The 25,285-nt window shown below is 37.2% G+C and carries 21 protein-coding genes; 4 read left to right on the top strand and 17 right to left on the bottom strand.

All coding sequences use genetic code 11. The features are described from left to right. Window positions 1-160: 160 nt before the first annotated feature. Window positions 161-961: a pyrroline-5-carboxylate reductase gene (gene proC, locus PHT93_RS01145; protein ID WP_300238453.1), complete on the bottom strand. Its 801-nt coding sequence runs from the start codon at window positions 959-961 to the stop codon at window positions 161-163. Window positions 962-1,073: 112 nt separating this feature from the next. On the opposite strand from proC, the gene PHT93_RS01140 reads away from it, so the two are divergent. Continuing rightward, on the top strand, window positions 1,074-2,261 hold the full coding sequence (locus PHT93_RS01140) for a C1 family peptidase (protein WP_300238451.1): 1,188 nt from the start codon (window positions 1,074-1,076) through the stop codon (window positions 2,259-2,261). Between the two features lie 79 nt (window positions 2,262-2,340). Here the strand turns inward: PHT93_RS01140 and secG are convergent, their stop codons facing one another. From secG to PHT93_RS01060, 16 genes are all read right to left on the bottom strand, one after another. Beyond that, window positions 2,341-2,709, bottom strand: a complete 369-nt coding sequence (secG, locus tag PHT93_RS01135; protein WP_300238448.1) for a preprotein translocase subunit SecG — start codon at window positions 2,707-2,709, stop codon at window positions 2,341-2,343. Between the two features lies 1 nt (window position 2,710). After that, entirely contained in the window at window positions 2,711-3,466 is a 756-nt protein-coding gene (locus PHT93_RS01130; protein WP_300238445.1) for a hypothetical protein, read from the bottom strand. Beyond that, a complete protein-coding gene (locus PHT93_RS01125) occupies window positions 3,467-3,982 on the bottom strand; it encodes an LptE family protein (RefSeq protein ID WP_300238459.1) in 516 nt (171 codons plus the stop codon). A 10-nt stretch (window positions 3,983-3,992) separates the two neighbouring features. Further along, window positions 3,993-5,180, bottom strand: coding sequence for a sigma-54 dependent transcriptional regulator (locus tag PHT93_RS01120; protein WP_300238443.1), 1,188 nt, complete (start codon window positions 5,178-5,180; stop codon window positions 3,993-3,995). An 83-nt stretch (window positions 5,181-5,263) separates the two neighbouring features. Next, complete coding sequence (locus tag PHT93_RS01115; protein ID WP_300238440.1) at window positions 5,264-6,100, bottom strand: lysophospholipid acyltransferase family protein; 837 nt, start codon at window positions 6,098-6,100, stop codon at window positions 5,264-5,266. Between the two features lie 7 nt (window positions 6,101-6,107). Continuing rightward, complete coding sequence (locus tag PHT93_RS01110; protein ID WP_300238437.1) at window positions 6,108-6,995, bottom strand: CDP-alcohol phosphatidyltransferase family protein; 888 nt, start codon at window positions 6,993-6,995, stop codon at window positions 6,108-6,110. A 13-nt stretch (window positions 6,996-7,008) separates the two neighbouring features. Continuing rightward, complete coding sequence (locus PHT93_RS01105; RefSeq protein ID WP_300238435.1) at window positions 7,009-7,737, bottom strand: SDR family oxidoreductase; 729 nt, start codon at window positions 7,735-7,737, stop codon at window positions 7,009-7,011. Between the two features lie 6 nt (window positions 7,738-7,743). Further along, the gene (locus PHT93_RS01100; protein ID WP_300238432.1) at window positions 7,744-8,208 is read right to left on the bottom strand and encodes an adenylyltransferase/cytidyltransferase family protein; all 465 of its coding nucleotides are present in this window, start codon (window positions 8,206-8,208) and stop codon (window positions 7,744-7,746) included. Between the two features lie 61 nt (window positions 8,209-8,269). Beyond that, window positions 8,270-9,370: a 4-hydroxythreonine-4-phosphate dehydrogenase PdxA gene (pdxA, locus tag PHT93_RS01095; protein ID WP_300238430.1), complete on the bottom strand. Its 1,101-nt coding sequence runs from the start codon at window positions 9,368-9,370 to the stop codon at window positions 8,270-8,272. 12 nt (window positions 9,371-9,382) lie between these two features. Next, on the bottom strand, window positions 9,383-10,420 hold the full coding sequence (locus PHT93_RS01090; protein WP_300238428.1) for a DUF4837 family protein: 1,038 nt from the start codon (window positions 10,418-10,420) through the stop codon (window positions 9,383-9,385). 58 nt (window positions 10,421-10,478) lie between these two features. Then, complete coding sequence (gene rlmN, locus PHT93_RS01085) at window positions 10,479-11,501, bottom strand: 23S rRNA (adenine(2503)-C(2))-methyltransferase RlmN (protein WP_300238425.1); 1,023 nt, start codon at window positions 11,499-11,501, stop codon at window positions 10,479-10,481. 89 nt (window positions 11,502-11,590) lie between these two features. Beyond that, window positions 11,591-13,717: a SurA N-terminal domain-containing protein gene (locus PHT93_RS01080; RefSeq protein WP_300238423.1), complete on the bottom strand. Its 2,127-nt coding sequence runs from the start codon at window positions 13,715-13,717 to the stop codon at window positions 11,591-11,593. A 103-nt stretch (window positions 13,718-13,820) separates the two neighbouring features. Beyond that, the gene (gene lptC, locus PHT93_RS01075; RefSeq protein ID WP_300238421.1) at window positions 13,821-14,456 is read right to left on the bottom strand and encodes an LPS export ABC transporter periplasmic protein LptC; all 636 of its coding nucleotides are present in this window, start codon (window positions 14,454-14,456) and stop codon (window positions 13,821-13,823) included. Between the two features lie 14 nt (window positions 14,457-14,470). Beyond that, window positions 14,471-15,835 carry a hypothetical protein gene (locus PHT93_RS01070; protein ID WP_300238419.1) on the bottom strand — a complete coding sequence of 455 codons (1,365 nt, stop codon included), beginning with the start codon at window positions 15,833-15,835 and terminating at the stop codon, window positions 14,471-14,473. A gap of 27 nt (window positions 15,836-15,862) precedes the next feature. Next, on the bottom strand, window positions 15,863-17,125 hold the full coding sequence (locus PHT93_RS01065; protein WP_300238417.1) for a hypothetical protein: 1,263 nt from the start codon (window positions 17,123-17,125) through the stop codon (window positions 15,863-15,865). Beyond that, window positions 17,112-17,840, bottom strand: coding sequence for a type III pantothenate kinase (locus tag PHT93_RS01060; RefSeq protein ID WP_300238416.1), 729 nt, complete (start codon window positions 17,838-17,840; stop codon window positions 17,112-17,114). Before PHT93_RS01060 ends, PHT93_RS01065 begins: the two co-directional genes overlap by 14 nt. A gap of 373 nt (window positions 17,841-18,213) precedes the next feature. On the opposite strand from PHT93_RS01060, the gene PHT93_RS01055 reads away from it, so the two are divergent. From PHT93_RS01055 to PHT93_RS01045, 3 genes are all read left to right on the top strand, one after another. Further along, complete coding sequence (locus tag PHT93_RS01055) at window positions 18,214-19,818, top strand: CTP synthase (RefSeq protein ID WP_300238413.1); 1,605 nt, start codon at window positions 18,214-18,216, stop codon at window positions 19,816-19,818. 11 nt (window positions 19,819-19,829) lie between these two features. Further along, on the top strand, window positions 19,830-21,728 hold the full coding sequence (gene yidC / locus PHT93_RS01050) for a membrane protein insertase YidC (RefSeq protein WP_300238411.1): 1,899 nt from the start codon (window positions 19,830-19,832) through the stop codon (window positions 21,726-21,728). A 348-nt stretch (window positions 21,729-22,076) separates the two neighbouring features. After that, window positions 22,077-25,280, top strand: a complete 3,204-nt coding sequence (locus PHT93_RS01045; protein ID WP_300238409.1) for a TonB-dependent receptor — start codon at window positions 22,077-22,079, stop codon at window positions 25,278-25,280. The last annotated feature ends 5 nt before the right edge of the window (window positions 25,281-25,285 follow it).

The following is a 25,285-nucleotide window of genomic DNA, read 5'->3' as shown; positions in this document are numbered from 1 at the left end:
GGTATAAAGGAGCGTTCAGGCAAGGAATTGCGTCTGAGCATAAAGCTCGAAGAGGAAATTTTTTTAATCTCTTATCACATGCATAGGAGAAGACGATACGTGGACTTTAATTTATAGAGGAAATATAGTTAAAAAACGACGAGGAAAACAGAATGTCGTTTTATTTGCTGGCTTTTAACCCACGAATCACGGATGAAGTAAAACCGGATAATTCCATTTCATTTAATCCCTTGATTGTAACGCCACCCGGAGTAGTCACTTTGTCTATTTCTGTTTCCGGATTCGATCTATTTGTAAGCAGCAGATCTACAGCACCCTTAACCGTATGAACTACGATTTCCTGTGCTTCTTTCGGATAAAACCCCAACTCTACTCCTCCTTCGATTGCGGCACGCATATAACGCATCGCAAAAGCAATACCGCTGGAGGCAAGAGCTGTTCCCGGCCCCATCAAACGTTCTTCAACAAGTAAAGCGTTACCTAATTCGCGAAAAAGGTCTAAGACAAGATTTGTTTGCTCTTCCGTCGTGTTGAAGGCAGAAACAAACGTCATGCTGCTCCCTACTTCAATCGCGGTATTAGGCATAACACGAAATAATGCAGGCAGGGAAACCGAATCATAATCCATATTTCGTGTCAGATAAGAATTCAGTTGTTCAAACGTTATTCCCGCAGCAACTGATACAATGATCTGTTTATCATCTAACGACGGACGAACCTGGAACAAGACTTCTTCTATTCGCCAAGGTTTTACGGCAAGAATAATTATGTCTGCACCTCTCACGGCTTCAATATTATCTCGCAGGAGATTAAATTCACAATCCGTGGCTATTAAACGGTTATAAGAATCTTCTGTACGTACGGTGCAAGTAATATCTGAAGAAGTGGCATGGCTACCTTTTGCTATCCCACGGGCTATGGCTAAACCTATATTTCCCGCTCCGATAATTGTTATTTTCATTTATTCTCTGTTACTAAGTTTGACAACAAAGACAAAAGTAAATAAAAATGCAGGATAGAATGGCTCCGTTGTTGTATATTTGTAGCAAATAACCTCTTAAAACAGATATAAAATGAAGAAAATTATTGTATCGGCTGCCTTATTGTCGGTTATCGCCTTCTCTACCGTATCAGCCCAGGAAGAGAAAGGCTATGTATTCACTCCTGTTAAGGAACTTAAGATTACACCTGTAGAAAACCAAAACCGTGCCGGTACATGCTGGTCATACTCCGGTTTAGGATTCATCGAATCAGAATTGATCCGTATGGGAAAAGGAGAACATGATCTATCAGAAATGTTCGTTGTTAGTCATTCTTATCGTGACAAAGGTGATAAATATGTACGTACTCATGGAGTAAGTCCTTATTCTCAGGGAGGATCTTTTTATGATGTGATGTATGTATTAAAACATTATGGTATTGTTCCGGAGTCAGTAATGAAGGGATTGGAATACGGGGAAGACAATCACGTTCATGGTGAATTAGAGGCCGTAACAAGTGCCTATGTGAAAGCAGTTGTCGGGAACAAAAACGGCAAACTGTCCTCTGCCTGGAAGAAAGGATTTGAGGCTACAATTGATGCTTATTTAGGAGAACTTCCTCAAAAGTTCACCTATAACGGCAAAGAATACACTCCAAAGAGTTTTGTCGCTGAATTAGGAGTAAATCCGGATGACTATGTTTCATTAACGTCTTACACACATCAGCCTTTTTATTCCAGTTTTGCTTTAGAAATACAAGACAACTGGCGTTGGTCTCAATCATACAACCTGCCTCTTGATGAGTTCATGCAGGTTTTTGACAATGCAATAAATACAGGTTATACAATTGCTTGGGGATCTGATGTAAGTGAAAAGGGATTTACCCGTAATGGTGTAGCGGTAGTTCCGGATATTGAAGCGATGGAAACTTCCGGTTCTGATCAGGACAAATGGGTAGGACTTAGCAGTAAAGAAAAGGATGAAAAGATCAGAAAGATGTTGGAAAGCCCTTGTAAAGAGCTTACTATCACTCAAGAATTACGCCAACAAGCTTATGATAATTACCAGACAACAGATGATCACGGCATGCAGATATACGGCATTGCTAAAGATCAGAATGGTACAAAATTCTATATGGTTAAAAACTCATGGGGAACAGACAATAAATACAAAGGAACTTGGTATGCTTCTGAAGCGTTTGTAAGTTACAAAACAATGAATATTGTTGTTCACAAGAATGCAATACCTAATGCTATAAAAAGTAAATTAGGTTTGAAATAAAAAATAGATCATGAATAAAAAAATAAGGTGTGCCAGAATTGACACACCTTATTTTTTTATTCACTCGATTACAACTATTTTATTTTTCTTCTTTCTCCGGAGTTGTTGCAGGAGCCTCTTCGGGTGCTTGTTGCGCAGTTCCAAAATTAGGAGCAACGGTTCCCGGATCAACAGCTACTGCCTCATTCACCTGTTCTCTGATTTCTGATTGTTGTACAGTTTGAGAATGAGGGATAAAAGAAGTAATGACAATACTTAATACAATAACAGTTCCTGCCAAAGTCCAAGTAGCTTTTTCAAGAAAGTCTGTTGTTTTACGAACTCCCATAATCTGATTAGATGAAGAAAAACCGGAAGCAAGACCTCCTCCTTTTGAATTCTGAATCAACACAATCAAGATTAATAGTAATGATGCTATAAGGATCAGAACTGAAATAAATACATACATCTTATTTTATATTTTTATTGTTAATAATCAATTTTTCAAGGAATCGTATTTGGTCTGCAAAGTAAACATTTTTTTCCGGATATTTCAAGCTTAATTTTTCAATTATTTGTAAGGCACGTTCATAGCGCTTTTGTTTTATATAAATCTGGGCTAATGTTTCTGTAAAAAACGAATCATCCTGAGGTTTTAAAAAGTCAGGTTCAAGCGCCTCATCAGGCTGATCCACTTGTTTGTCAGACTCAGAATCCGACATTAGAGACAGTCTTCTTGGTCGTTTTTCATCTTCGGCTATAAATGAATCTATAAGTTGATGATGTTCAAGTTTCGCCGTTTCAGGTTCTTCGGATTTCGTTTGTTTGGACATTGACCAATAGATATAATCTGAAGAAACAGAAGAATTAAGCAACAGATCATTCAAATCAGAAGAAGTAGAAGTCTGCTGGCTCGACAAGAATTCTTCTATCAAGCCAAAAGCGTCTGTTCGTTCTTCTTCTTTTACCATTGTAATAGACGATTGATGAGGTAGTTTATCTTCAATCAAAAGAAATAATTTTCGTCTATCAGGGATGGATATAGCTAATCTTTTTAATTCGGATGGGAAAATCGGATCGTTAAGGACCGCCAGATTCTTCAGGTATAATATCTTAGCAACAGAAAAACACGGATAACGATCGACAATCTGTTTTAGACGAACTAATGTTTCATCCGTAAACAATGAAGCATCTTCTATAAGCTGATATGGAAAAGAAGTTTCCATTTACCAATTAGCTACTGTGGCATTATAAATCTGATCGGCTAATTCTTCTATAATCTCCTGGCAAAGTTCGTCTTGTACGTCCTGAGGCATCTGGTCATTTTGAAAAGTACGGTAGGCTGAAAAAGTTTGCTCAAAGTCTTCTTCGGGACTTACTTGATTTTGATAACGGACACGGATTGTAATTGTCAACTGTGTTTCCGATGCATAAGCATCTTCTTTTACGGCCAACTGCGAAAAAGCATAACCCGTAATTTCTCCTTCTAAAGACAGATCGCCATTATCGGGAGTGATTTGCAAACGTGTTTGTCGGATATATTTATCTTTTAGACCTTCAGTGAAAGACTGAGCCAAGGGAGGATACACCAAAGGGGCTTGATTCGGAAAATCACGAATTGTAATAGATTTAACTTTGGTATAATCAATCGAAGCCCCATTAAAGGTATAAGAGATTGAACATCCAGCCAAAATCAACAGGAAAAACATAAAAAAAGCGACTATATTCGTTTTATTTTGCATCGTCTTTAATTTATTCAAGGTTGTATTCTTTGATTTTTCGATACAAAGTACGTTCAGAAATTTTAAGTTCTGCAGCCGCACTTTTTCTTCTTCCATTATATTTTTCTAATGTTCTTCGAATCATTTCCTTTTCTGCATCTTCTAAAGAAAGGGTTTCTTCAACTGTTTCCGCCTCTTGGATCACATGATCCATATGATGTACTTTAGGGTGATGAGTATGGTGCGTAAAATTGGGTTCGTCTTCTTTTGTTGTTACGGCAATACTGCCCGACATAAGACCATGAACTAATTCTTTTAATTCGTTCACATCCTTTTTCATATCAAAAAGCACTTGATATAGTATTTCCCGTTCACTATTAAACATTTTATAGTCGGATGCGTTTTTCACTAAAACAGGCAATTTCTCTACTTGAGAATCAGGAAGATATTGTTTCAGAGTATCAGATGTAATTGTCCGTTCTTCTTCTATGACCGAAATACGCTCTGTCAAGTTCTTTAGTTCTCTGACATTGCCCGGCCATCGGTAAGATTGCAACAATTGTTTGGCATCATCACTTAGTTTAATGGCAGGCATACGATATTTTTCAGCACAATCACCTGCAAACTTGCGAAATAAAAGATAAATATCATCGGGACGCTCACGCAGGGATGGCACCATTATAGGCACAGTACTTAAACGATAAAACAAATCTTCTCTGAATTTACCCTCGGCAACGGCTTGTGTAAGATTAACATTCGTTGCTGCAACAATACGTACATTTGTCTTCAGGACTTTTGAAGAACCGACTTTAATAAATTCACCGGATTCCAATACACGAAGCAGTCGTGCTTGCGTAGGAATGGGCAACTCCCCTACTTCGTCCAAGAAAATAGTTCCTCCATCTGCGACTTCAAAATATCCCTTCCTGTCAGCTAACGCCCCGGTAAACGATCCTTTTTCGTGACCAAACAATTCTGAGTCTATTGTTCCTTCTGGGATAGCGCCACAGTTTACGGCAATATATTGTCCGTGCTTTCTTGCACTATTTAGATGTATAATCTGCGGAAAACTCTCTTTACCAACCCCACTCTCACCGGTTATCAACACCGACAGATCTGTTGGAGCCACCTGTAATGCCACATCAATCGCCCTATTTAAAAGAGGACTGTTTCCTATGATTCCAAAACGCTGCTTAATTTGTTGTACGTCGATCTTCATTTTGATAATACATCCTATTAAAAGTCCTGTTAAGCCACAAAATTACGAATCTTAATTCATAAATCCACTATTTACACGCGAATCTACTTTTGAGGGATATTTTTAGCGTTATACGTTGCTTCATAAAGATAGCTTGCTAAATCTTCGTCATCAAGATTTTGAATCTCTTCTACCGAAATCAGATTACCAATATAGACATCTGCTATTTTACCCCGTTTATTAAATGCTTCTGCAGGAATACGCAATGTCCTTATTCGCCAGTCGATCCGGCCTAACCAATAGAAAAAGCCTGTATTATAAAAATCAAAAAAAACAGGACAAATAGGAACTTTGGCTTTTTTTATTAGTTTAACCACACTATGAGTCCAAGCTAAGTCTTTTATTCTCTTTTCTTTTTTATTATAAAATGAAATTGCTCCTGCAGGGAAAAAGCCTACAGGTGAACCATGCCTCAGCCTGCTTAAAGATTCTCTAACTCCATTTACATTCTGAAGATTAGCTCCTTCTTTTTTAGAATCAGGCTTAACAGAAATAAAGTTATCTTCCATAGCTCCGATATTCTCCAGAACTCCGTTAACCATTACTTTAAAATCAGGTCGGATTGAGGCAAAGATATCAATCAGAATTATTCCGTCTAACGAACCAATGGGATGATTAGATATAGTAGCAAAAGCTCCTTTCGGAAGTTGGCCCAGAATTTCCTTATTATGTACGACATACTTGAGATCAATCAAAGGATCAGACAATAAAGCAGACGTAAACTCAGATCCACGCAAATGACAATTCCGGCTATGAACCTTATTCACTTTTTCAACACAAAATATTTTCAAGAACCAATTACCTAAAAAACGCCCTATCGTCGTGTTGAAAAAAGAACTGAGCTTTTGCAGATCATTAATATCAACAACAGTTTTTTTCATAAGCAAATTATTTCAAAAAAGCCGCACACATTTTTTCATGCCTATTCATTACGAATATCAGCACAAGATTAAGTACGATTATTTCATAGAGAAAATAAATCCAGACATGTCCGGTCAATACAATAATGAACATTACGATTGTGCGTCCATTAAATGTAAGCAAATCAATATATGGCATCAATGCTAAACTTCTCGAACGAAAATTTTGTCTTATATTGTCAGGGATATCATCTCCGAATTGAGCAGACAATTGCGCCAGCATTTTCTGCAAACAAGGAGTTGCTTTTACCTGTAGATAGGTATATCCTATATAAAGAAGATAAAAAGTCTTGTTTATACCCGGCTTCATAGCTTTATGTTTCTCCTTTACTTGTTGTAAGGATTGAAACTCCGATCCTTTTTCTTTACTAATAAAAAACAAATGTAATGTTTTATAATAATCTGTTATATTAGCCTGAATCAAATGAGATAATCCGGATAATACGGCAAGGCCAAAGAACCACGCGGTATCGTAAATATTCATCAGACGAAGCGCAAAACCAATATAGATAGAAGTAAACCATATATCGCCGGCCATTCCGTCTAAAATACGACCTATTGCTGATTTTATGCCTGTCATTCTGGCTAATTGACCATCTACACAATCCAGAATATTAGCAAAAACAAGGAGTAGAATACCGATTATAGTATATACTATATTGTTTACATAAAAGAAATACCCTACGACTCCACCTACAAAAATGGATATGATCGTAATGACATTAGGAGTTATCCCTGTATCTTTCAAAAGCCGTGCAATACGAAATCCGATAGGACGATAAAAAACACGATCAACTTTATTTTCTGTTTCAATTGATTTTAGCGACGCTTCGTACTCTTTATTAATATCTCCCATCAAATTAATTCTTTTATTTGTATAAATATCCTCCGTCAACTACGACGACTTCTCCGTTAAAATAAGTATTTTCTATCAACATAAGGAAAACATTCCCTATTTCTTCCGGTTTACAAAACCTTCCTACAGCTATTTTCGACTCAATATTTTTGCGGATTTCAGCAGGTTTCGTTTTCTGCCATTCGGTATCTACAAATCCCGGAGCAACCGCGTTCACTCTCAAATCATACGGAACTAAAAACTTCACCAGATTCTTAACCAAAGAATGTACGGCTGTTTTTGAGACACCATAAGCTAACGAAACGGAATGAGGCTCTATCCCCATCAAAGAACCGGTAAAGACAACAGAACCTCCTGCGTTTATCTTTCCTATTATTTTTTGTAAAAGAAAAACAGGGAAATGTACATTCGCAAAGAAAACTCTTTCCCAGTCTTTAAGTGTTATTTCTTCAAAAGTGTCGCGACAGGTAATTCCGGCATTTAAGATCAATGCATCAATCCTGAGATCATAATCTTCAATATATTTATCTATCTGCCCTATCGAGTCTGGCATTGTAATATCCGCTTGAAGAAGACGAGTCTCAACCTTATAATCCTTTAGAAGGGCAACAGCCGTATCTTCAGCGGACTTGTGGTCTGTAGAATAAGTCAGGATCAGATTATATCCTTTTTGTGCCAGCGTAGTAGCAATTGCACGTCCTATTCCTTTTGTCCCTCCAGTAATTAACGCAACTCTCTTCATAAAGCGTTATTCCACACTATGTTTAACCGTTACCGGCTTAGCTTTTTGTTGAAGCTTTAAATTTGCCTCGTAAGAATCGTGAATTGCTTTTTTTAGTGTGGATGAAGAGACACCTGTCCCGTAAGGAAAATAGAACACCTGTACACCTAAATCCTTCAGGTAATCATATTTACCGAACCAATCATCCCCTACAACAAATGCATCAATATTTAGCTTTTTCACAATTTCGGTATGATCCAAAGAGTGTTGGGGTATTACAATATCAGGAGTCTTTAATGCTTCTATTATCTGAAGTCTTTCATTGAAAGGGATAATAGGAGCTGCTTTATATGACGAAACTAATTCGTCCGTACTTACTCCTACTATCAAAATATCAGCTAAACTACGGGCATAATTGATCATTCGCAAATGATTATAATGAAACATATCAAATGTACCCGAAGTATATACAATCGTCTTATCCTTAAACATACAAATAGTATCGTTATAATTTATGATACAAACTTACACATTCTTTTTTTACAAAAAAAAATTAAGCTTCATCGTCTTTCGTCAAATCCAACTTCTCGTTATCACCGCCTTTATCAAAATACTGTTTACGTAAAGGGTTGGCTGTAGCTTCTTTATAAGCTATTCTACATCTGTACACATCCATCGCAGTATAGAGTGCCTGTCTGAATGAAACTTCTGATGCAATATTTTTTCCGGCAATATCATAAGCTGTACCATGAGCCGGAGATGTACGGACAATCGGCAATCCGGCAGTAAAATTAACGCCTTCTTCCATTGCCAGCGTTTTAAACGGTGCCAATCCCTGATCATGATACATAGCAAGAACACCGTCAAACTCTTCGTACATAGACGAGCCAAAAAAACCGTCGGCCGGATAAGGACCAAACGACATTACTCCTTTAGATTCGGCCTCTTGCATTGCAGGCAATATAACGGTCTCTTCCTCATTACCGATTAATCCTCTATCTCCGGCATGAGGATTTAAAGACAAAACCGCAATACGAGGTTTTATTACTCCAAAATCCTGAATTAATGATTTATTAAAAACCAGAAGTTTATCAACGATCGTTTCTTTATCAACTTTTTTCACGACTTCCGATAAAGGAATATGTCCTGTAACAAGGGCTACACGAAGCTCTTCTTTCATCAGAATCATCAATGCATTTGTCCCATTCTGATTGAAACATTTTTCAAGATATTCCGTATGTCCTGGAAAAGTAAAGTCGTCATTCTGAATATTATTTTTGTTGATCGGAGCTGTTACGAGAACATCAATCAGGCCTTTTTTCAGATCTGAGACTGCAGTTTCGAGCGCTTTATATGCAGCTTCTCCAGCAACTTTGGTTGACTGCGCTAATTCTACTTTAGTTTCATCATCAACACAATTTATAATATTCAACCTGTTTTCGCCAGCATCTTCCGCATTGGATATCACATTCATATTAACCGGTGCCAGATCCAGAGCTTTTCTATGATAAGCTGCTATTTTAGAAGAGCCATAAATGATAGGTGTACATAATTCTGCCACCCTATTATCTGAAAAAGTTTTTAAAATAACCTCATAACCAATACCATTAATATCGCCATGCGTTATCCCAACTTTAATTAGCCTGTTGTCCATCAATATTATCGTTTAATTGCTTTTTTTCTCATCCAACGATTTGTCAAGTGAGATATTAAATTCATCTTGTAAACGTAAGGTATATAGAGACGCCTCTCCGCGTCTGATAACATTTCTTTTATCAGATTCGGGCGCATATACAAAAACTTCAGCCACTATTACCTTATTATTTTTTTCATCTAAACGTGTCAAACTCACAAATGGTCCTCCCATCATATCTCCTACCATTTTCCATAGGCCTCTTGTTACTCCCGCATATTTTCCAAGGAATGTAATAGCCTTATAATCAATCGGAGCTCTTAATTCTGTTGCCATAAATGAATTGGGGTAGGCTCCCGGCAGATTTTCCCGTAATACAGAATCTCTTTTATTAATCAGATAATCCACAGTAAATGTGTTTTTATCTGAATATGGGAAGGAATAAACAACCACGTCCATCCTACTCGATGTTGCATTGTTGGATGTCCAGAAAAAATCCGTTGTATCACGGAATGATGTCATATCTGAAGGCACATTCAAACGTATCCCAAATTTAGCTTCTAATTTTTCCATTACAGGAACACTGTATTTTTCTTCAACAACGCTGAGTGCTCTTTTCATCTCCACTTTAGTAAAGAAGTCAACAATAGCATCGGGTTGATTCTGTAAAAAATCGATAAGCATTTTTTCATCTGGTGAAGAGACTTTCAAAACCACTTGATTCTGAGCCCATTTATTCACTTCATGATTTAAAGATACTTTTGTATATGTTGAAGCATTAATATTTATAATAACAATATTTTTTGCATATTGCAGAATACCATCAAAATGTTGAGGAATTATCTTGGTCAACTTCATAGCCGGTTCAGGGCGTGGTAAGAATGGAATTGGTGCCCCCATATTTTTCTGTAGTGCAGCTCCAACTTCATTATCCCAATATTTTTGATTCATTACAACTACTGCTTCATAAGGCCAACCTGTTCCTTGTGGTAAAACTAAACCTGAAGAATTACACCCTCCTAAAAACAGAATTAAAAGTAATGTGTTAATTAGCAAATAATGTGTTTTCATATTTATTCGATTTATATTTTACAAATATACTTTTTTTAATTAACAAAGATTAGATTCATCAGCTCTCTTTTGCGCTTGAGAGCATTCCACATGCCGCAAAAATATCTTCTCCCCGCGAAGATCTTATTGTACAGACAACACCTTTAGAATTCAACATGTCACGAAACTTCATCATTTTATTCATGTCAGGACTTGTCAAATCGACATTAGGAATAGCGTGAAAGCGTATCAGGTTCACGCGACATGGAATGCCCCGTAGCAAAGCAGCAAGTTCGTCAGCATGGCGAGAAGTATCATTAAGATCATTAAAAACAATATATTCAAAAGAGACTCTTCGTTGATGAGCAAAATCATATTTTCTAATCAAATCTATTACTTCATGCGAAGGATACGCCTTCTCAACCGGCATAAGATTAAGTCTTTCATTTGGAAATGGAGAATGAAGGCTCACGGCTAAGTGACAATCGCTTTCATCGAGAAATTGTTTTAAGCCTTTGGTTATACCTATTGTAGAAACGGTAATACGCTTTGGACTCCATGCATAACCATATGAAGAGGTTAGAATTTCCAGGACTTTAAATAATTCGTCTGTATTATCTAAAGGTTCACCCATTCCCATAAAAACCAGGTTTGTTAATTTTTCAGCATCAGGTACCGATCTGATCTGATTCATAATTTCATTGGATGTAAGATTTGCAGTAAATCCTTGTTTACCAGTCATACAAAACAAACAATTCATTTTACATCCCACCTGAGATGACACACACAAGGTTGCACGATCATCTGTCGGAATATATACAGTCTCAACGGTACGTTTTTTATTAACTTCAAAAAGGTATTTAACTGTTCCATCAATAGACTTCATTGAATGAACAGGCTCTGACACACCAACTTGATATAGTTCTTCCAGCTTAGTCCTGTTTGCCAATGAAATATTTGTCATATCTGAGATCAAAGATACTTTTTTCTTATAAAGCCAATCGGCAATCTGACCTGCAGCATAAACAGGCAATCCAACTTCGGAAACAATATTTTTTAGTTCTGACAAAGTTTTACCCAATAAAAACTTTTTTTCATCCATACCTTTAATTCCTATTTAGACAGACAAAGTTAAAAAAAACTGCCGCACATTTCTGCACGGCAGTCTTAATATCCTATTTATCTTTCGAATTAATAGAAGCGAATACGATTATCTTTTATTTCAGACATTTTCACAAGTTCCGCTGATAAACCATAGCCAATTCTATAAAGATTCGCCTGATTCAATTCTTCTATCAAATTTTTCTCATTATATTCTTCTGCGCTTTTTTCTCTATTATAGACCTTAAAGATATATACGCCATTCGTTCCTGCAACAGGTGCGTTCAATTCATTTATTTTTGCTAATGAAATATAAGCATTTAACTTAGGTTCAACACCCATACCTGCAATACTTCTCGTCGCAAAATTTATGAACTTAACAGTGTCAACAGCATTTCCTGTTACTCCGGCATATGCTTCTAATGAAGTAAAATTCTTTGAAGTAAGATCTTCTACAATTTTTTCACCTTTCTTCTGTATAGCTAATTCTCTTTTTAACTCTGCAGATAGAGAATTCAAGGATCTATAACCTTCTTTTAGTTTTCCCTGAACGGCTGCAACAACAAATCTATTATCACACTCGAAAATTTCGGACATATTACCTTTATCGTGTTCAAAGGCCCAACGTATTACCGGGCGACTATTTTGAATAAATCCTAAAGTCTGATCTTTAGCTGTTACCGTCACATTAGACGTTAAACTATAACCGGCTTCTTTTGCAGCTTCATCTAATTTGTCAGCTTTATTATTCTTTGCAACAAACTGATTCAAATCATTATATATATTACTATATGTTTTAGAACTTGGTGTTACCGTAAATTCAACATTAGCCAACTTATATTTTTCAACTGAAGAAGTTTTTTCGAGCACTTTAATAATATGTATTCCGTATAGACTTTCAACAATGCTTACTGAGTTTACCGGCAAAGAAAAGACTGCATTTTTAAACTCTTCATTTATATTACTCAATGCTGCAATTTCAGTAAACCAACCTAACTCACCATTGTTTTGAGCAGAATTAGTATCCAGCGAGTATTCTTTTGCCAATTCTCCAAAATTACCTCCTTTATCAAGAACTGTTTTCAAGCTATCAGCCTGAGCTGTTGACGTTGTAGCTAACATGATATGAGCTACTTTTACGGAATCTGGAGCTACAGTTTTATCAACAAATTTCATGAAGCGATATTTATTATCTTGGAAATCAATGTCCGACACGGTTCCGACTTCTGAAGTATTAACAAAAACTTTGGCTTTGGAATCAAGGCTCTTATTACTAACAAAAGCATTAACATAAGGAGTTTCAGATGCATCGTTTACAATATCGGCAACTTTATCTGAAGTGATCAACTCCTCACGAAGTTTTTCCGCTTCTCCTTTCGCTTTGTCATAATCTTCCTGACTTGGCGTAATATCTACTGATATATATTTAATAACACGTCCTTCGTCTTGTTTATATGCCTCTTTTCGTTGTTCGTACATTTTTTTAACCTCACTATCCGAAACAACTACAGCAGAGTCCGGAATAGTACTATAAGATTGATGCGTATATAAAATATCTGAATTTTCAGCTTTAGACTCAAACAGGTCTTTTGCATCTAACACATTAGCAGAAATAGTTTTTGCTAATAATGTACTAACTTTATTATTCAAAGCCTGCTGTTTGATATTCTTTTCCCAAAACAACCAAAAGTTTTTTGCCTGAATCAACTGTCCCTGTTGGTCTGCCGGGAATGTAGCAATATTATCATCATCTATTGTTTTAAGAAAATTCAATAAAGCTGCTTTATCAAAAGTTTTCGTTTCAGGATTTTGAAACATTGGCATTTGTTGAATCATCGGAGATACATTTTCCCCTTGTACCATATCAAACAACTCCTCAGGAGTTACGGTTATACCAATTTTTGAAGTAAGTTCTTTTAATAATGTTTCTTGTGTGATAGATTGAAACACTGATTCGCGTACCTGACTCATCAACTCTTCGGATAAATTATTCGAACCGGTCTGCATTTTATACACCTCAGTCATTTCATCCACTCGCGCCTGATAATCATGAATACTGATTACTTCTCCATTAATTTCGGCAATTTTTTCTTGAGATTGTCTAAAAAAGGTTGATCCGGAATTTAAGAAGTCTCCAATAATGAAGGCGAACAAAGCCACTCCGACAACAACAACCAAAAGTCCGGCCTTGTTTCTAATTTTTTCAAGCGTAGCCATTTATATTATTTGTTTTTTAAAGTTTATATTCTCCATTTTAAGCGCACGAAGATACAAAAAAAGAATTTATTATCTCTTTTATTCTATTTTTTTTAGCCGATGGTTAATCGACAGGCAATACAAGAGTCGAATCAGCAACTTCCGTCGTAGTATCAGAAGCCATTTCGTTCACAGGTAAAATGGCTTGTGAATCAAACACATTATATTTTGTCATATCTTGATTAGACTCGAAACCAATTCCAGTGATAATTTTATCTTCTCGTTCAACCCGGATATATTCATCTGAGTAAAATCTGCCGGCTTTCTGATCCCAAAAAAGATGATCCGTATCAAACTTCTCTCCTTTTAAACTTAGAACTTTCACATTTCCAATCAGTTCCCACAAATCCTTCTTTACATAACGATAAATGGTATCTGCTTTAATACTTGCATCTTTATTAAATAAAGAATCGAAACGTTCCAGGTATGCTCCTTTTGGAAACAACCAATAAGGTTCTTCTGCTTTATCATACACATACCATTCTTTAGCAATTATTTTATAGCGGATAACTCCTGAATCAGAGATTAATTCTGTAATATCTGTTGCTTTCATTGTATAAGTCGTTTCGGGATCAAAAACGACCTCAACAACTTCTGTTTTTTCTTTTCCACAAGAAAGCAGAAATAAAAGAAGCATAACAACTAATGTTATATTAGCTGTTATGCTTTGTGCATTATTCGTTTTACAAAGAAAACGCATTCTATACTTTTATATTATCTTACAACAGTACGTTCACCGATCCAACCTCCGATTGTGACAGCTTTACCTTTTTCCAAATCAGGATGCATGAAAATCTCTTCTGTAGAAGGGAAATAAGCACGATAAGTAGAAATCAGAGCAGAAGCATCAGCAGCACACGAAGAATCAACTTGTTTTGCTTTTTCGAATTTATCCACAGCAGCATAATAAACAGTTTTCTTCAACACCGCATCATTAGGATAAATTGAGCCGGCAGTTGCTGCATACATTTTACCGATTAATAAATAGGCATTTCCATAATTCGGATTGTTTTCTAAGGCTTTCAAACAGTATTGTCTTGCTTTTGAATAGCTATTCTGTTCAAAGCTCAACAATGCGATCAGATAGTAATCATCCGCTTTGGCTAATGCGTCAGTTTCCAAACTTGCCGCTTCTTCAAAGAATGAAATAGCTGCATTATAGTCTTTCTTTTTTACAGCTTGTTTACCAAGTCCTACAGCAGATTCTGCCGAAGGTTCTTTTGCATGAACATAACCGGATGCGGCAAAATAAGCTTCAATTTCCTGACAACGTACTCTGCGAAGCAAAGAGATCGTTTCCTTAAGAAACTCTATATTATCTTTATTCTGTTCTACTTTATCGGCATATAGATTCTGCAACAGATCGCAATCCGCAGCACCACTTCCTGCAAAGCTTGCATCAATACTACTTTTAAATGTAGTTAAAGCAGTTATTTCCTTTTCGTTATTGGCAGCTTTGGCCGCTTCTAACTGTGCTTCCAGAATTCCTGTAGATTTCAGATAGTTCTCAACAAACTCGCCCTTCTTTTCAGGATCAGCAATGAGTCGTTGATGTGAGGCAAACATGAAAAGATTTACGGCCAAAGGTTCAGTCTTTTGTCCAAATTCATCTACAACTTCTTTAAGCCAGCCATACATCATATTAAAGTCGGCATTTTCTCCTGCTAATTTCACATAGTCCTGCGCTTTACGAGAAACAATCCAATCTTTTCCATAACGACGATCATCCCCGAAATATTTTACGCGTTGATCATAAACAGCCATAAGTTTATTAAGATATTCAGTTTTTTTTGCCGGGTCTTTCTCATTTAAAAACTGCCATTCTACGATACGAACACCATAAAGATAGATGTCTTTAGTTGCTGCCGGACATTCATTATAAGCGATCTGCCAAGGTTCTAAAGCACTCTTGTAATCACCTGATTTAGCATAAGGGCCAAACAAGCTTATATTGGTTATACAACGAATACTATCTTCTCCTGAACCAAATCGGGTTCCATTATCGACTCCTTTTTGAGCGAAAGCACCGGACACAGATAACAGTAATCCGGTTGCCAATAATACTACTTTCGTTTTCATATTTTTTCTTTGAGTTTTAATTTTCTGTTATTTTAATTTGAATTTATAGAACCATTGTTCGTTGAACGTGTAGTTTACTGTTATTTTGAAGTATTGTTCATCGATCATGGATCTTGCCTGAGGCTTAATTCTCATATACTCAAACGAGAGATTCAAGAACGAACGGTTATCTATCAAAGGCAATCCAAATCCTATACTTGCTCCATAATCATCATATCCATTATCGTTTGTCCCTAAAGTGTTTGCATTAACTTTTTGATAAGAATTACCATAGTGAACACCCGCACGGTATCTTATACGTTTAAAAAAGGAACGTTCCATATAACCGGGAATAAACTCAATCCCTCCCGCTACACGATAACGATTATTGAACAAATCCGTTTCATCTCCAAAGGTAGCTTTATCCCATTCTTCGTAAAGAAAATCCAGCCCGGCTGTCAGTTTATTCTGTTTCACATACGATAATCCGAAACCATATGAAGCAGGAATATCGAAAACGGAATTAGACAACGTATCGATCGTCAGCACGGAACCTTCGAGAACCGAGTTATAAACCTTTGTATTCAATTTATTCGAAGGAGTATAAGCCAACCCGAATGTCATTTGTTCGGTTTTACTTAACGGATGTGTGTATTGAATACCTAAATCCAGTTTCAAATCATTCACTTTTATCTCCTGTTTCTTTTCTATCCCTAATGCCGACGTAGATGAAGGAAAGCTCAATAAGCTACTATGCGTAACGGAACCAAAAAGATAACCAACATTTGCACCAACTGAAAGACGCTTCTTCCATATATCCATAGACAGGCCGGCGTAGATATCGTTTAATCCTCCTTTGCCGGTAAAATTGTTAACAAATGTTTCCCCCTCAACTGTCTCTACATGGTTAAAATCATATCCGACATATGAAAAGGGTAAGATTCCGGCACTCATTGCCAACCTGTTTGTTATCGGAAATTGCAATGCGATATATTCGACATTACCATTCTTGTTTTTTTGTTTATTGGTTCCGTCATCAAACCAGGATAGCTGTCCGTAAACACCAAAATCAAAGAGAAATGTCATTGTATCAATGGCACTATATGATGCCGGATTCATGGGGTTTATTTGTTTGGACGATCTTAGTCCATAGCCAATTCCGCCCATAGCTCGTCCTGCTCCAAACGACTTATTTCCTAACTCTCCATAACCATAACGTGTATAAGGAGAATTCGTATTGTTCTGAGCAAATAAGGAGAACTGGACGAATAAAAAGCAGGTTATGATAAATACCTTATTAATTTTCAACATTATACTCTAAGATTCTATTTAATCCTGTCAACACTAAATTAATGTCTGCAAAGATGGAATTTTTTAATCGTCTTTCAAAATAATTCGAATGCCCTCCTGTTAAAAAAACCAAAAGAGAAGGGGATTTCCTTCGATAGTCTTCAATATAGCTATTCATTTCATATATAATACCATTTACTACCCCGGACTGAATCGAACTCACAGTATCAAAACCAATGGGTGGGATATCTTCTGTCTCTTTCACTAAGGGCAGCTGACTTGTATAATAATTTAATGCCTTGAAACGGGTTGTCATGCCCGGAGAGATCGACCCTCCGAGATAAACTCCTAAGGCATTGATAAAGTCATATGTAATAGCCGTTCCGGCATCAATAACAAGGATATCTCGTCCGGGATGCAGATAATTTGCACCTACAACTGCCGCAATGCGATCTTTGCCTAAAGTAGCCGGTGTTTTATATGTATTTATTATAGGTAAACGGGTTGTTTCATCTAAAAAAATAAAACGTTCAAGCCGTCCTTTCAGGTAGTTATTCAACTCGTCATCAACGGCTATCACAGTAGAAAGGATTCCCTGCGTTAATTGATATTTGTCAAACAACGGCATCAACGTCTGCTCTTCCAGTGTTTTATATTGAAGGTATTCTACTATTCTTTCATCGCTATAAACAGCAACTTTAGAGGATGAATTTCCTTGTTCTATTATAAGATTCACTTACTGTTAGATTATTTTGGCTACAAAGAAACATAAAAATAGTGACATAAAAAGAAGGATAACTTTTTCTTTTACTAAAAAACAATCAAAAACAAATCTCAATTAGCACACAGTAAAATTTAAAGGCGCCTCAGCAAACAAGTTGAGGCGCCTGGAAACGAAAGTTGAGGCGCCTCAACTTTCGTTTCCAGGCGCCTTAAAATTTTCTTATATCCAAAATTTCAAAAAGGTTCTTTCTTTTCTTCGGAATAAATCATGCGAACAAATACATAACTTCGTAATGGGAAGTAAACGAAAAAGATTAACTTTGCCACTTCTTATTTTTTATAAAAGACTTTTGTAAAAGACAATACATCAATAAAATATTACTAACGTGGCAGATACAAAGTACATCTTCGTTACAGGCGGTGTGGTTTCATCCTTAGGGAAAGGTATAATTTCCGCATCATTGGGAAAACTTCTTCAATCCAGAGGATATAAGGTTACGATCCAGAAATTTGATCCCTATATCAATATTGATCCGGGAACTCTTAATCCATATGAGCACGGGGAATGTTATGTGACAGTTGACGGTCATGAAGCAGATTTAGACTTAGGGCATTACGAACGATTTCTGAATGTTCCGACAACAAGAGCCAACAACATCACGACGGGACGCATATACCAAAGTGTGATTAATAAAGAGCGCAAGGGTGATTATTTAGGAAAAACCGTACAGGTAATTCCGCATATCACTGACGAAATAAAAAGAAATGTAAAACTTTTGGGCTCAAAATACAAATTTGACTTTGTAATCACAGAGATTGGAGGAACTGTAGGTGATATTGAATCGTTACCTTTTATAGAAAGTGTACGTCAGTTAAAATGGGAGTTAGGAAAAAATTGTCTTTGCATTCACTTAACCTATGTTCCTTATATTGCCGCCGCCAAGGAATACAAAACAAAACCTACGCAACATTCCGTTAAACAATTACAGGAGTTAGGTATTCAGCCGGATATTTTGGTATTGCGTACTGAACATGGGCTAAAGAAAGATATTTTACACAAGGTAGCTCTTTTCTGTAATGTTGCAGAAGATGCAGTGGTACAGTCTATAGATGTACCGACAATCTACGAAGTGCCACTCGTGTTGCAAAAACAAAATATGGACGTTACCGTTCTGAAAAAAATGGGATTGGAAGTAGGGCCTACTCCGGAGTTAACACAGTGGAAAGAGTTTCTACAAAAGAAAACTGCCGCAAAAGAAACGGTAAAGATAGGTTTGGTAGGAAAATATGTAGAACTTCAGGATGCATACAAATCAATTGACGAATCATTACTTCAGGCTGCAATATATAATGACCGGATTCTGGATCTGCGTCTTATTCATTCTGAAAAATTATCAGAAGAGAACGCAGCCGAACTCCTTTCGGATTTAGATGGAATATTGATTGCACCAGGTTTCGGACAGCGAGGTATTGAAGGAAAATTTGCAGCAATCAAATATGCAAGAGAGAACGACAAACCTTGTTTGGGAATCTGTCTGGGTATGCAGTGCATGGTGATAGAATTTGCGAGAAATGTATTAGGGCTTAAAGATGCCAATTCGACTGAGATGGAGCCGAACACACCTTATAAAGTGATAGACATGATGGAAGAACAGAAGAATATCACGAACATGGGAGGTTCCATGCGACTCGGAGCTTACGAATGTGTTCTTAAAAAAGGCTCAAAAGCTTTTCAGGCATACAAGAAAGCGCGTATTGAGGAAAGACATAGACACCGGTTTGAATTTAACGGAAGTTATAAAGAACAATTTGAAGAAGCCGGCATGATGTGTACAGGTGAAAACCCGGAAACCAAATTAGTAGAGGTAATTGAGATACCGAAACTCAAATGGTTTATCGGAGTCCAATTCCATCCTGAATACAGTAGCACCGTAGAAAACCCTAACCCGTTATTTGTAAGCTTTGTTAAAGCTGCGATTGAGAATAAATAAAAATCAGATAAATGGATAAAAACACAATTACCGGATTTGTATTGATTGGAATACTGCTTTTTGCGTTCACCTGGTTTAACCAGCCATCGCCGGAGCAGATCGAAGCCCAACAAAGATATAATGATTCTATTGCCAAGATAGAATTACAAAAACAACTTGAAGAACAAAAAAAATCAACAACATCTTCTTTGCCGTTAGAAGACACGTCTCTTCCTGACTCAGCAAAGGCCGCCCTTTTGGAGCAATCTTTTGGTGTGTTTTCTAAAGCAATGAGCGGGACGAATGAGACAATCACGTTGGAAAACGAATTGTTGGAAGTAAAGTTTAACACGAAAGGCGGAAACTTAGCCTATGCTCGTTTAAAGGAATATGACACCTATGATTCGTTACCTCTTGTTTTGTTTGATGAAACACAAACCTCATTGAACATTGCTTTAATAACGGCAGCGAATAAAGTAGTCAACACTTCGGATTTGCACTTTAAGCCGATCAAAGGTAGTGATCCGCATAGCTTGACAATGCGGTTAGAAGCAGGTGAAGGTTCATACCTCGATTTCATCTATACTCTCCCGGCGAATGAATACAGAATGGGATTTTCGGTTGAGAGCAAAGGGCTGAACGGAGTTCTGTCGCCAAGTACAAATGCATTAGAGATGTCCTGGCAACAATCTGCCCGTCAATTGGAAAAGGGACGTAAATATGAAGACAGATACACTGCCTTATATTATAAATATATGGATGACAAGGTGAAAAACCTGAGTGAGACCGGCAGTGACAACGAAAAGATTCCTGAACAAATAAAGTGGATTGCATACAAAAACAAGTTTTTCTCCACAGTATTGATTTCATCGGATGGCTTTGAATCAGTTGTTCTGGATTCCAGAGCAGTAGAAGATCCGGGCGTTCTGATGAAATTTGCATCATCGATGTCGGTTCCTTTCGACCTGCAAGGAAATACAGCCACCTCTTTACAATATTATATAGGGCCAAACAAATATGGTTTGTTACACTCATATGACAAGGGGCTCTCTTCTGACGAAAGGTTGAATCTTGAACGACTTGTTCCACTTGGAGCCAGTGTATTTCGTTATGTAAATAAATATTTCATTATACCGATATTTGACTTCTTAGGTCAGCATTTAAGCAGCTACGGATTAATAATCTTCCTGTTAACATTGATTGTAAAGATCGTACTTCTGCCATTGACCTATAAGTCTTATATGTCCTCAGCGAAAATGCGTGTACTTCGCCCTCAGGTTGAAGAATTAAACGCAAAATATCCGGGTCAGGAAAATGCGATGGAACGACAGAAAGCGACAATGGAACTCTATAGCCGTGCCGGAGCAAGCCCGATGAGTGGTTGCGTACCAATGCTTCTGCAGATGCCAATTTTGATTGCATTGTTTATGTTCTTCCCGTCAGCTATTGAGCTTCGTCATGAAAGTTTCCTTTGGGCAAGTGATTTATCTACGTACGATGCCATAGTCAGTTGGGATGCGCAGATTCCTATTATTTCTACTTATTTCGGAAACCATATCAGTTTATTCTGTTTATTAATGGTTATCGTAAACTTAGTTTACACCAAGTTTAACATGGAAATGAGTAACACAGGGCAACAACAAATGCCCGGGATGAAGGCTATGATGTATATGATGCCTTTGATGTTATTGGTATTCTTCAATCAATATGCATCAGGTCTGAACTATTATTATTTCATTTCAACATTGATGACTGTTGGTCAGACTCTTCTTTTCCGTTATACAATTAACGAAGAAAAACTTTTGGCTAAATTAGAAGAGAACAAAAAGAAACCAATGAAAAAATCCGGTTTCATGAAACGTCTTGAAGATGCGCAAAAGATGCAGGAGGAGCAATTACGAAAACAAAAAGAACAACGTAAACGTAAATAATATCATTTTATCAACAGGTCAGAACCGTCATTCGAGCTATTAACGAATGACGGTTTTTTGTTTTGTCGATCTCCCGAATATTAAAGCCGAACAGCCGAACAGACATCTAATGTTTCCGAAAGAGTTAACAAATCATACCACAGAAACGACAAAAGAGGTATATACACTCATCAGATAACAAAATCCCCCCTACTACTTTACATAAGCTATCCTATTAGCTTACTTGTAAATTTTACTTTTACACTCAAAATATTGTTAACAGTTAATACTAATAGAACTTTAATAAAAAGTGTTAGCCTCTAATAATATCGAAAGAATGTAATTTTATTCAACTTAAATCAATTCTTTATGGAAGAAAAATGTCGTACATTTTCTTTGTACAACCTATCTCGTGGTATTGTGCAAATGGTAATTGTTGCAACTCTTCTGCTTGTGTACAGCCTTCCGGCCATGGCGCAAACAGGGATGAAAGTAAAAGGAGTGGTCACCTCCGGAGCTGATGGTTTACCATTAATCGGTGTAAATGTGGTACAAAAAGGAACGACGAATGGTACAGTCACAGATTTTGACGGTAACTATGAGTTAACCATTCCTGCAAATGCCGAAATTGAGTTTTCCTATATCGGCTATCTAAACCAATCAATCAGAGTTCAATCCGGGCAAAGCACTTACAATGTTATTTTAAATGAAGACTCTCAATCTTTAGAAGAGGTTGTTGTAGTTGGTTATGGCGTTCAGAAAAAGAAACTCATAACCGGTGCAACAGTACAGGTTAGCGGAGATAACCTACAAAAACTAAGCACAACAAGTGCATTATCGGCTTTACAAAGTCAGACTCCGGGAGTTAATATCACACAGAGCTCCGGTCAGCCGGGTGAAGGCTTCAAAGTGACCATTCGTGGTTTAGGTACGGTGGGTAACTCCGGACCTCTTTATGTTATTGACGGAGTAGCAGGTGGTGACATCAACACACTTAACCCGTCTGACATTGAATCAATCGACGTATTAAAAGATGCTGCATCAGCAGCTATTTACGGAGCACGTGCAGCAAACGGTGTTATTCTTGTTACGACCAAACAAGGTAAAGCAGGTAAAACATCACTGTCTTACGATGGATACTTAGGATTCCAATATCTGGCAAAGACAGCCGATTTGTTGAATGCAAAAGAGTATATGACAATCGTTGATGAAATCCGTTTCAACGAAGGAAATGCCATGTACGACTGGGAAAATCAGCTTCCTTCCGATATCTACAATTCGATTATGGATGGTTCATGGCAAGGAACAAATTGGCTCGATGAAATTTATAATGAAGCTGCTCCTACTCAAAACCATGCAATTAATCTTACAGGTGGTAACGATCAGTCTAAATTTTCCATTGGTTTTTCTTATGCATCACAAGAAGGTATTTTAGGAAAACCGGTTCAATCAGATTACGAACGTTATACAGCTCGTATTAATTCAGACCACGTCCTATTGAAAGGAAATGGTTTTGATATAATTAAAATTGGTGAAACATTAAATTTTAATTATAACAACAAGTCAGGTATTGCAATCGGTGATATTTACTGGAATTCTATCCATGATATATTAATTGGTAACCCGCTATTACCGGCTTATGACTCAGAAGGAAATTATTACGATTATGATGATAAGGTCGCTGATGGTTGGAATTTTGACGGAAACACAGGTAACCCTTTAGCAGAAATGGCTTTATCAAGTAAAGGATTAAACAGATCTGATAATTACGGACTTCAGACAAGTGCTTATGTAGAAATACAGCCAATCAAAAATCTTGTATTTAAATCTCAGTTTGGTTTTAAGATGAGTGCATCACGTTATCGTTCATATGACGGCATACGTCATTTGTCTAACACCAACAACGTAACGATGGATAACACAGTACAGAATGCAAGTTCCGGTCATAACTGGACATTGGATAATACTGTTGCCTATAGCTTTAACCTTGAAGACTTACATCATTTCGACGTAGTAGTCGGACAATCTATGGAAAAATGGGGAATGGGTGCAAATGTGGAAGCTACCGGAAGAAACTCAATCTTCCCAGGTTCTTTAGATTATGCATGGGTTGATAACACTAAACCAACAGAATTATCTCAACGCAATGCTTCGGGCAGTCCATGGGGTGAAGGAGCAATCGCGTCATTCTTTGGTCGTGTAAACTACAACTACAAAGAAACTTATATGGCTTCTGCAACATTAAGAGCGGATGGTTCATCCAACTTCTCCAAAGGGAATCGTTGGGGTTATTTCCCTTCAGTTTCCGCAGGTTGGGTTGTATCAAATGAGGCATTCCTTGAGAACACAAAGGATTGGCTTGACTTCTTCAAATTAAGAGCAAGCTGGGGTCAGAACGGTAATGCAGATATCAGTAATTTCCAATACTTATCTACTATTGCATTCGACACAAGCAATGGCTATTACTTCTCTTCAGATAAAAAAACACAGACAGTCGGAGGTTATGCAGATATTCTTGCGAACCCTGACGTTACCTGGGAAACATCCGAACAGTTAAATATCGGTTTTGATTCTCGTTTTCTAAACGGACGACTTGGTCTTGTTTTTGATTGGTACACGAAAAAGACCAAAGACTGGTTGGTTGCAGCACCGATTCCTGCCGTATGGGGACTGAATGCACCTTATGTAAATGGTGGAGATGTTGAAAACAAGGGTATAGAAGTTGCATTAAACTGGAACGACAATATCGGAGACTTCTCTTATGGCGCAACAGTAAATTTTGCACATAATAAGAATGAAGTAACCCGTATTGAGAATACGGAACAGATCATTCACGGGGCAAGTAATGTATTAAGCCAAGGTACAACAGAGATGTATCGCGCTCAAAAAGGGTATCCAATTGGTTATTTCTATGGATACAAAACAGCCGGTGTATTCCAGAATTGGGATCAGGTAAACAACACCACAGCTAAATATGCAGGAGCTCAACCAGGAGACCTGATCTTTGTTGACACAAACAATGATAACCAGATAAATGAAGAGGATCGTACACAAATTGGTGATCCCAACCCTGATTATACGTTAGGTTTAAACCTAAATTTCGGTTACATGGGTTTCGATTTAAATATAACCGGTACAGGCGCATTTGGACATCAGATTGCAAAATCTTATCGTTCATTCGCAGACTCTCCTCTACAGAATTATACGACTGCTATCTTCGGACGTTGGACGGGTGAAGGCAGTTCGAATAAATTGCCTCGTTTAACTTCCGGTAGTCATACAAACTGGCAGAATATTTCTGACATCTACATTGAAGATGCCGACTATTTAAGAATTCAGAATATCACGTTAGGTTATGACTTCAAAAAGTTATTCCCTGCAATGCCTCTTGGACAAGCTCGCTTGTATCTGACTGCTCAGAATCTATTTACGTTTACCGGTTATTCCGGTATGGACCCGGAAGTTGGTTACGGAGGTGACACAAGCGGTGACGGAAAATGGGCTAAAGGTATAGATGTAGGTTTTTATCCTGCTCCAAGAACCTATCTGGTTGGTGTTAATCTAAAATTTTAATGAAG

This window comes from Massilibacteroides sp., from assembly GCF_028705895.1.
Taxonomy (GTDB): domain Bacteria; phylum Bacteroidota; class Bacteroidia; order Bacteroidales; family Tannerellaceae; genus Massilibacteroides.
Note: the sequence above shows the minus strand (reverse complement) of the source record. Positions and strands in the feature narration are given on the sequence as shown.

What these genes read in the sequence shown, in the direction of transcription:
- proC (WP_300238453.1), bottom strand. Translation starts at nt 961, where the DNA reads ATGAAAATAACAATTATCGGAGCGGGAAATATAGGTTTAGCCATAGCC.
- PHT93_RS01140 (WP_300238451.1), top strand. Translation starts at nt 1,074, where the DNA reads ATGAAGAAAATTATTGTATCGGCTGCCTTATTGTCGGTTATCGCCTTC.
- secG (WP_300238448.1), bottom strand. Translation starts at nt 2,709, where the DNA reads ATGTATGTATTTATTTCAGTTCTGATCCTTATAGCATCATTACTATTA.
- PHT93_RS01130 (WP_300238445.1), bottom strand. Translation starts at nt 3,466, where the DNA reads ATGGAAACTTCTTTTCCATATCAGCTTATAGAAGATGCTTCATTGTTT.
- PHT93_RS01125 (WP_300238459.1), bottom strand. Translation starts at nt 3,982, where the DNA reads ATGCAAAATAAAACGAATATAGTCGCTTTTTTTATGTTTTTCCTGTTG.
- PHT93_RS01120 (WP_300238443.1), bottom strand. Translation starts at nt 5,180, where the DNA reads ATGAAGATCGACGTACAACAAATTAAGCAGCGTTTTGGAATCATAGGA.
- PHT93_RS01115 (WP_300238440.1), bottom strand. Translation starts at nt 6,100, where the DNA reads ATGAAAAAAACTGTTGTTGATATTAATGATCTGCAAAAGCTCAGTTCT.
- PHT93_RS01110 (WP_300238437.1), bottom strand. Translation starts at nt 6,995, where the DNA reads ATGGGAGATATTAATAAAGAGTACGAAGCGTCGCTAAAATCAATTGAA.
- PHT93_RS01105 (WP_300238435.1), bottom strand. Translation starts at nt 7,737, where the DNA reads ATGAAGAGAGTTGCGTTAATTACTGGAGGGACAAAAGGAATAGGACGT.
- PHT93_RS01100 (WP_300238432.1), bottom strand. Translation starts at nt 8,208, where the DNA reads ATGTTTAAGGATAAGACGATTGTATATACTTCGGGTACATTTGATATG.
- pdxA (WP_300238430.1), bottom strand. Translation starts at nt 9,370, where the DNA reads ATGGACAACAGGCTAATTAAAGTTGGGATAACGCATGGCGATATTAAT.
- PHT93_RS01090 (WP_300238428.1), bottom strand. Translation starts at nt 10,420, where the DNA reads ATGAAAACACATTATTTGCTAATTAACACATTACTTTTAATTCTGTTT.
- rlmN (WP_300238425.1), bottom strand. Translation starts at nt 11,501, where the DNA reads ATGGATGAAAAAAAGTTTTTATTGGGTAAAACTTTGTCAGAACTAAAA.
- PHT93_RS01080 (WP_300238423.1), bottom strand. Translation starts at nt 13,717, where the DNA reads ATGGCTACGCTTGAAAAAATTAGAAACAAGGCCGGACTTTTGGTTGTT.
- lptC (WP_300238421.1), bottom strand. Translation starts at nt 14,456, where the DNA reads ATGCGTTTTCTTTGTAAAACGAATAATGCACAAAGCATAACAGCTAAT.
- PHT93_RS01070 (WP_300238419.1), bottom strand. Translation starts at nt 15,835, where the DNA reads ATGAAAACGAAAGTAGTATTATTGGCAACCGGATTACTGTTATCTGTG.
- PHT93_RS01065 (WP_300238417.1), bottom strand. Translation starts at nt 17,125, where the DNA reads ATGTTGAAAATTAATAAGGTATTTATCATAACCTGCTTTTTATTCGTC.
- yidC (WP_300238411.1), top strand. Translation starts at nt 19,830, where the DNA reads ATGGATAAAAACACAATTACCGGATTTGTATTGATTGGAATACTGCTT.
- PHT93_RS01045 (WP_300238409.1), top strand. Translation starts at nt 22,077, where the DNA reads ATGGAAGAAAAATGTCGTACATTTTCTTTGTACAACCTATCTCGTGGT.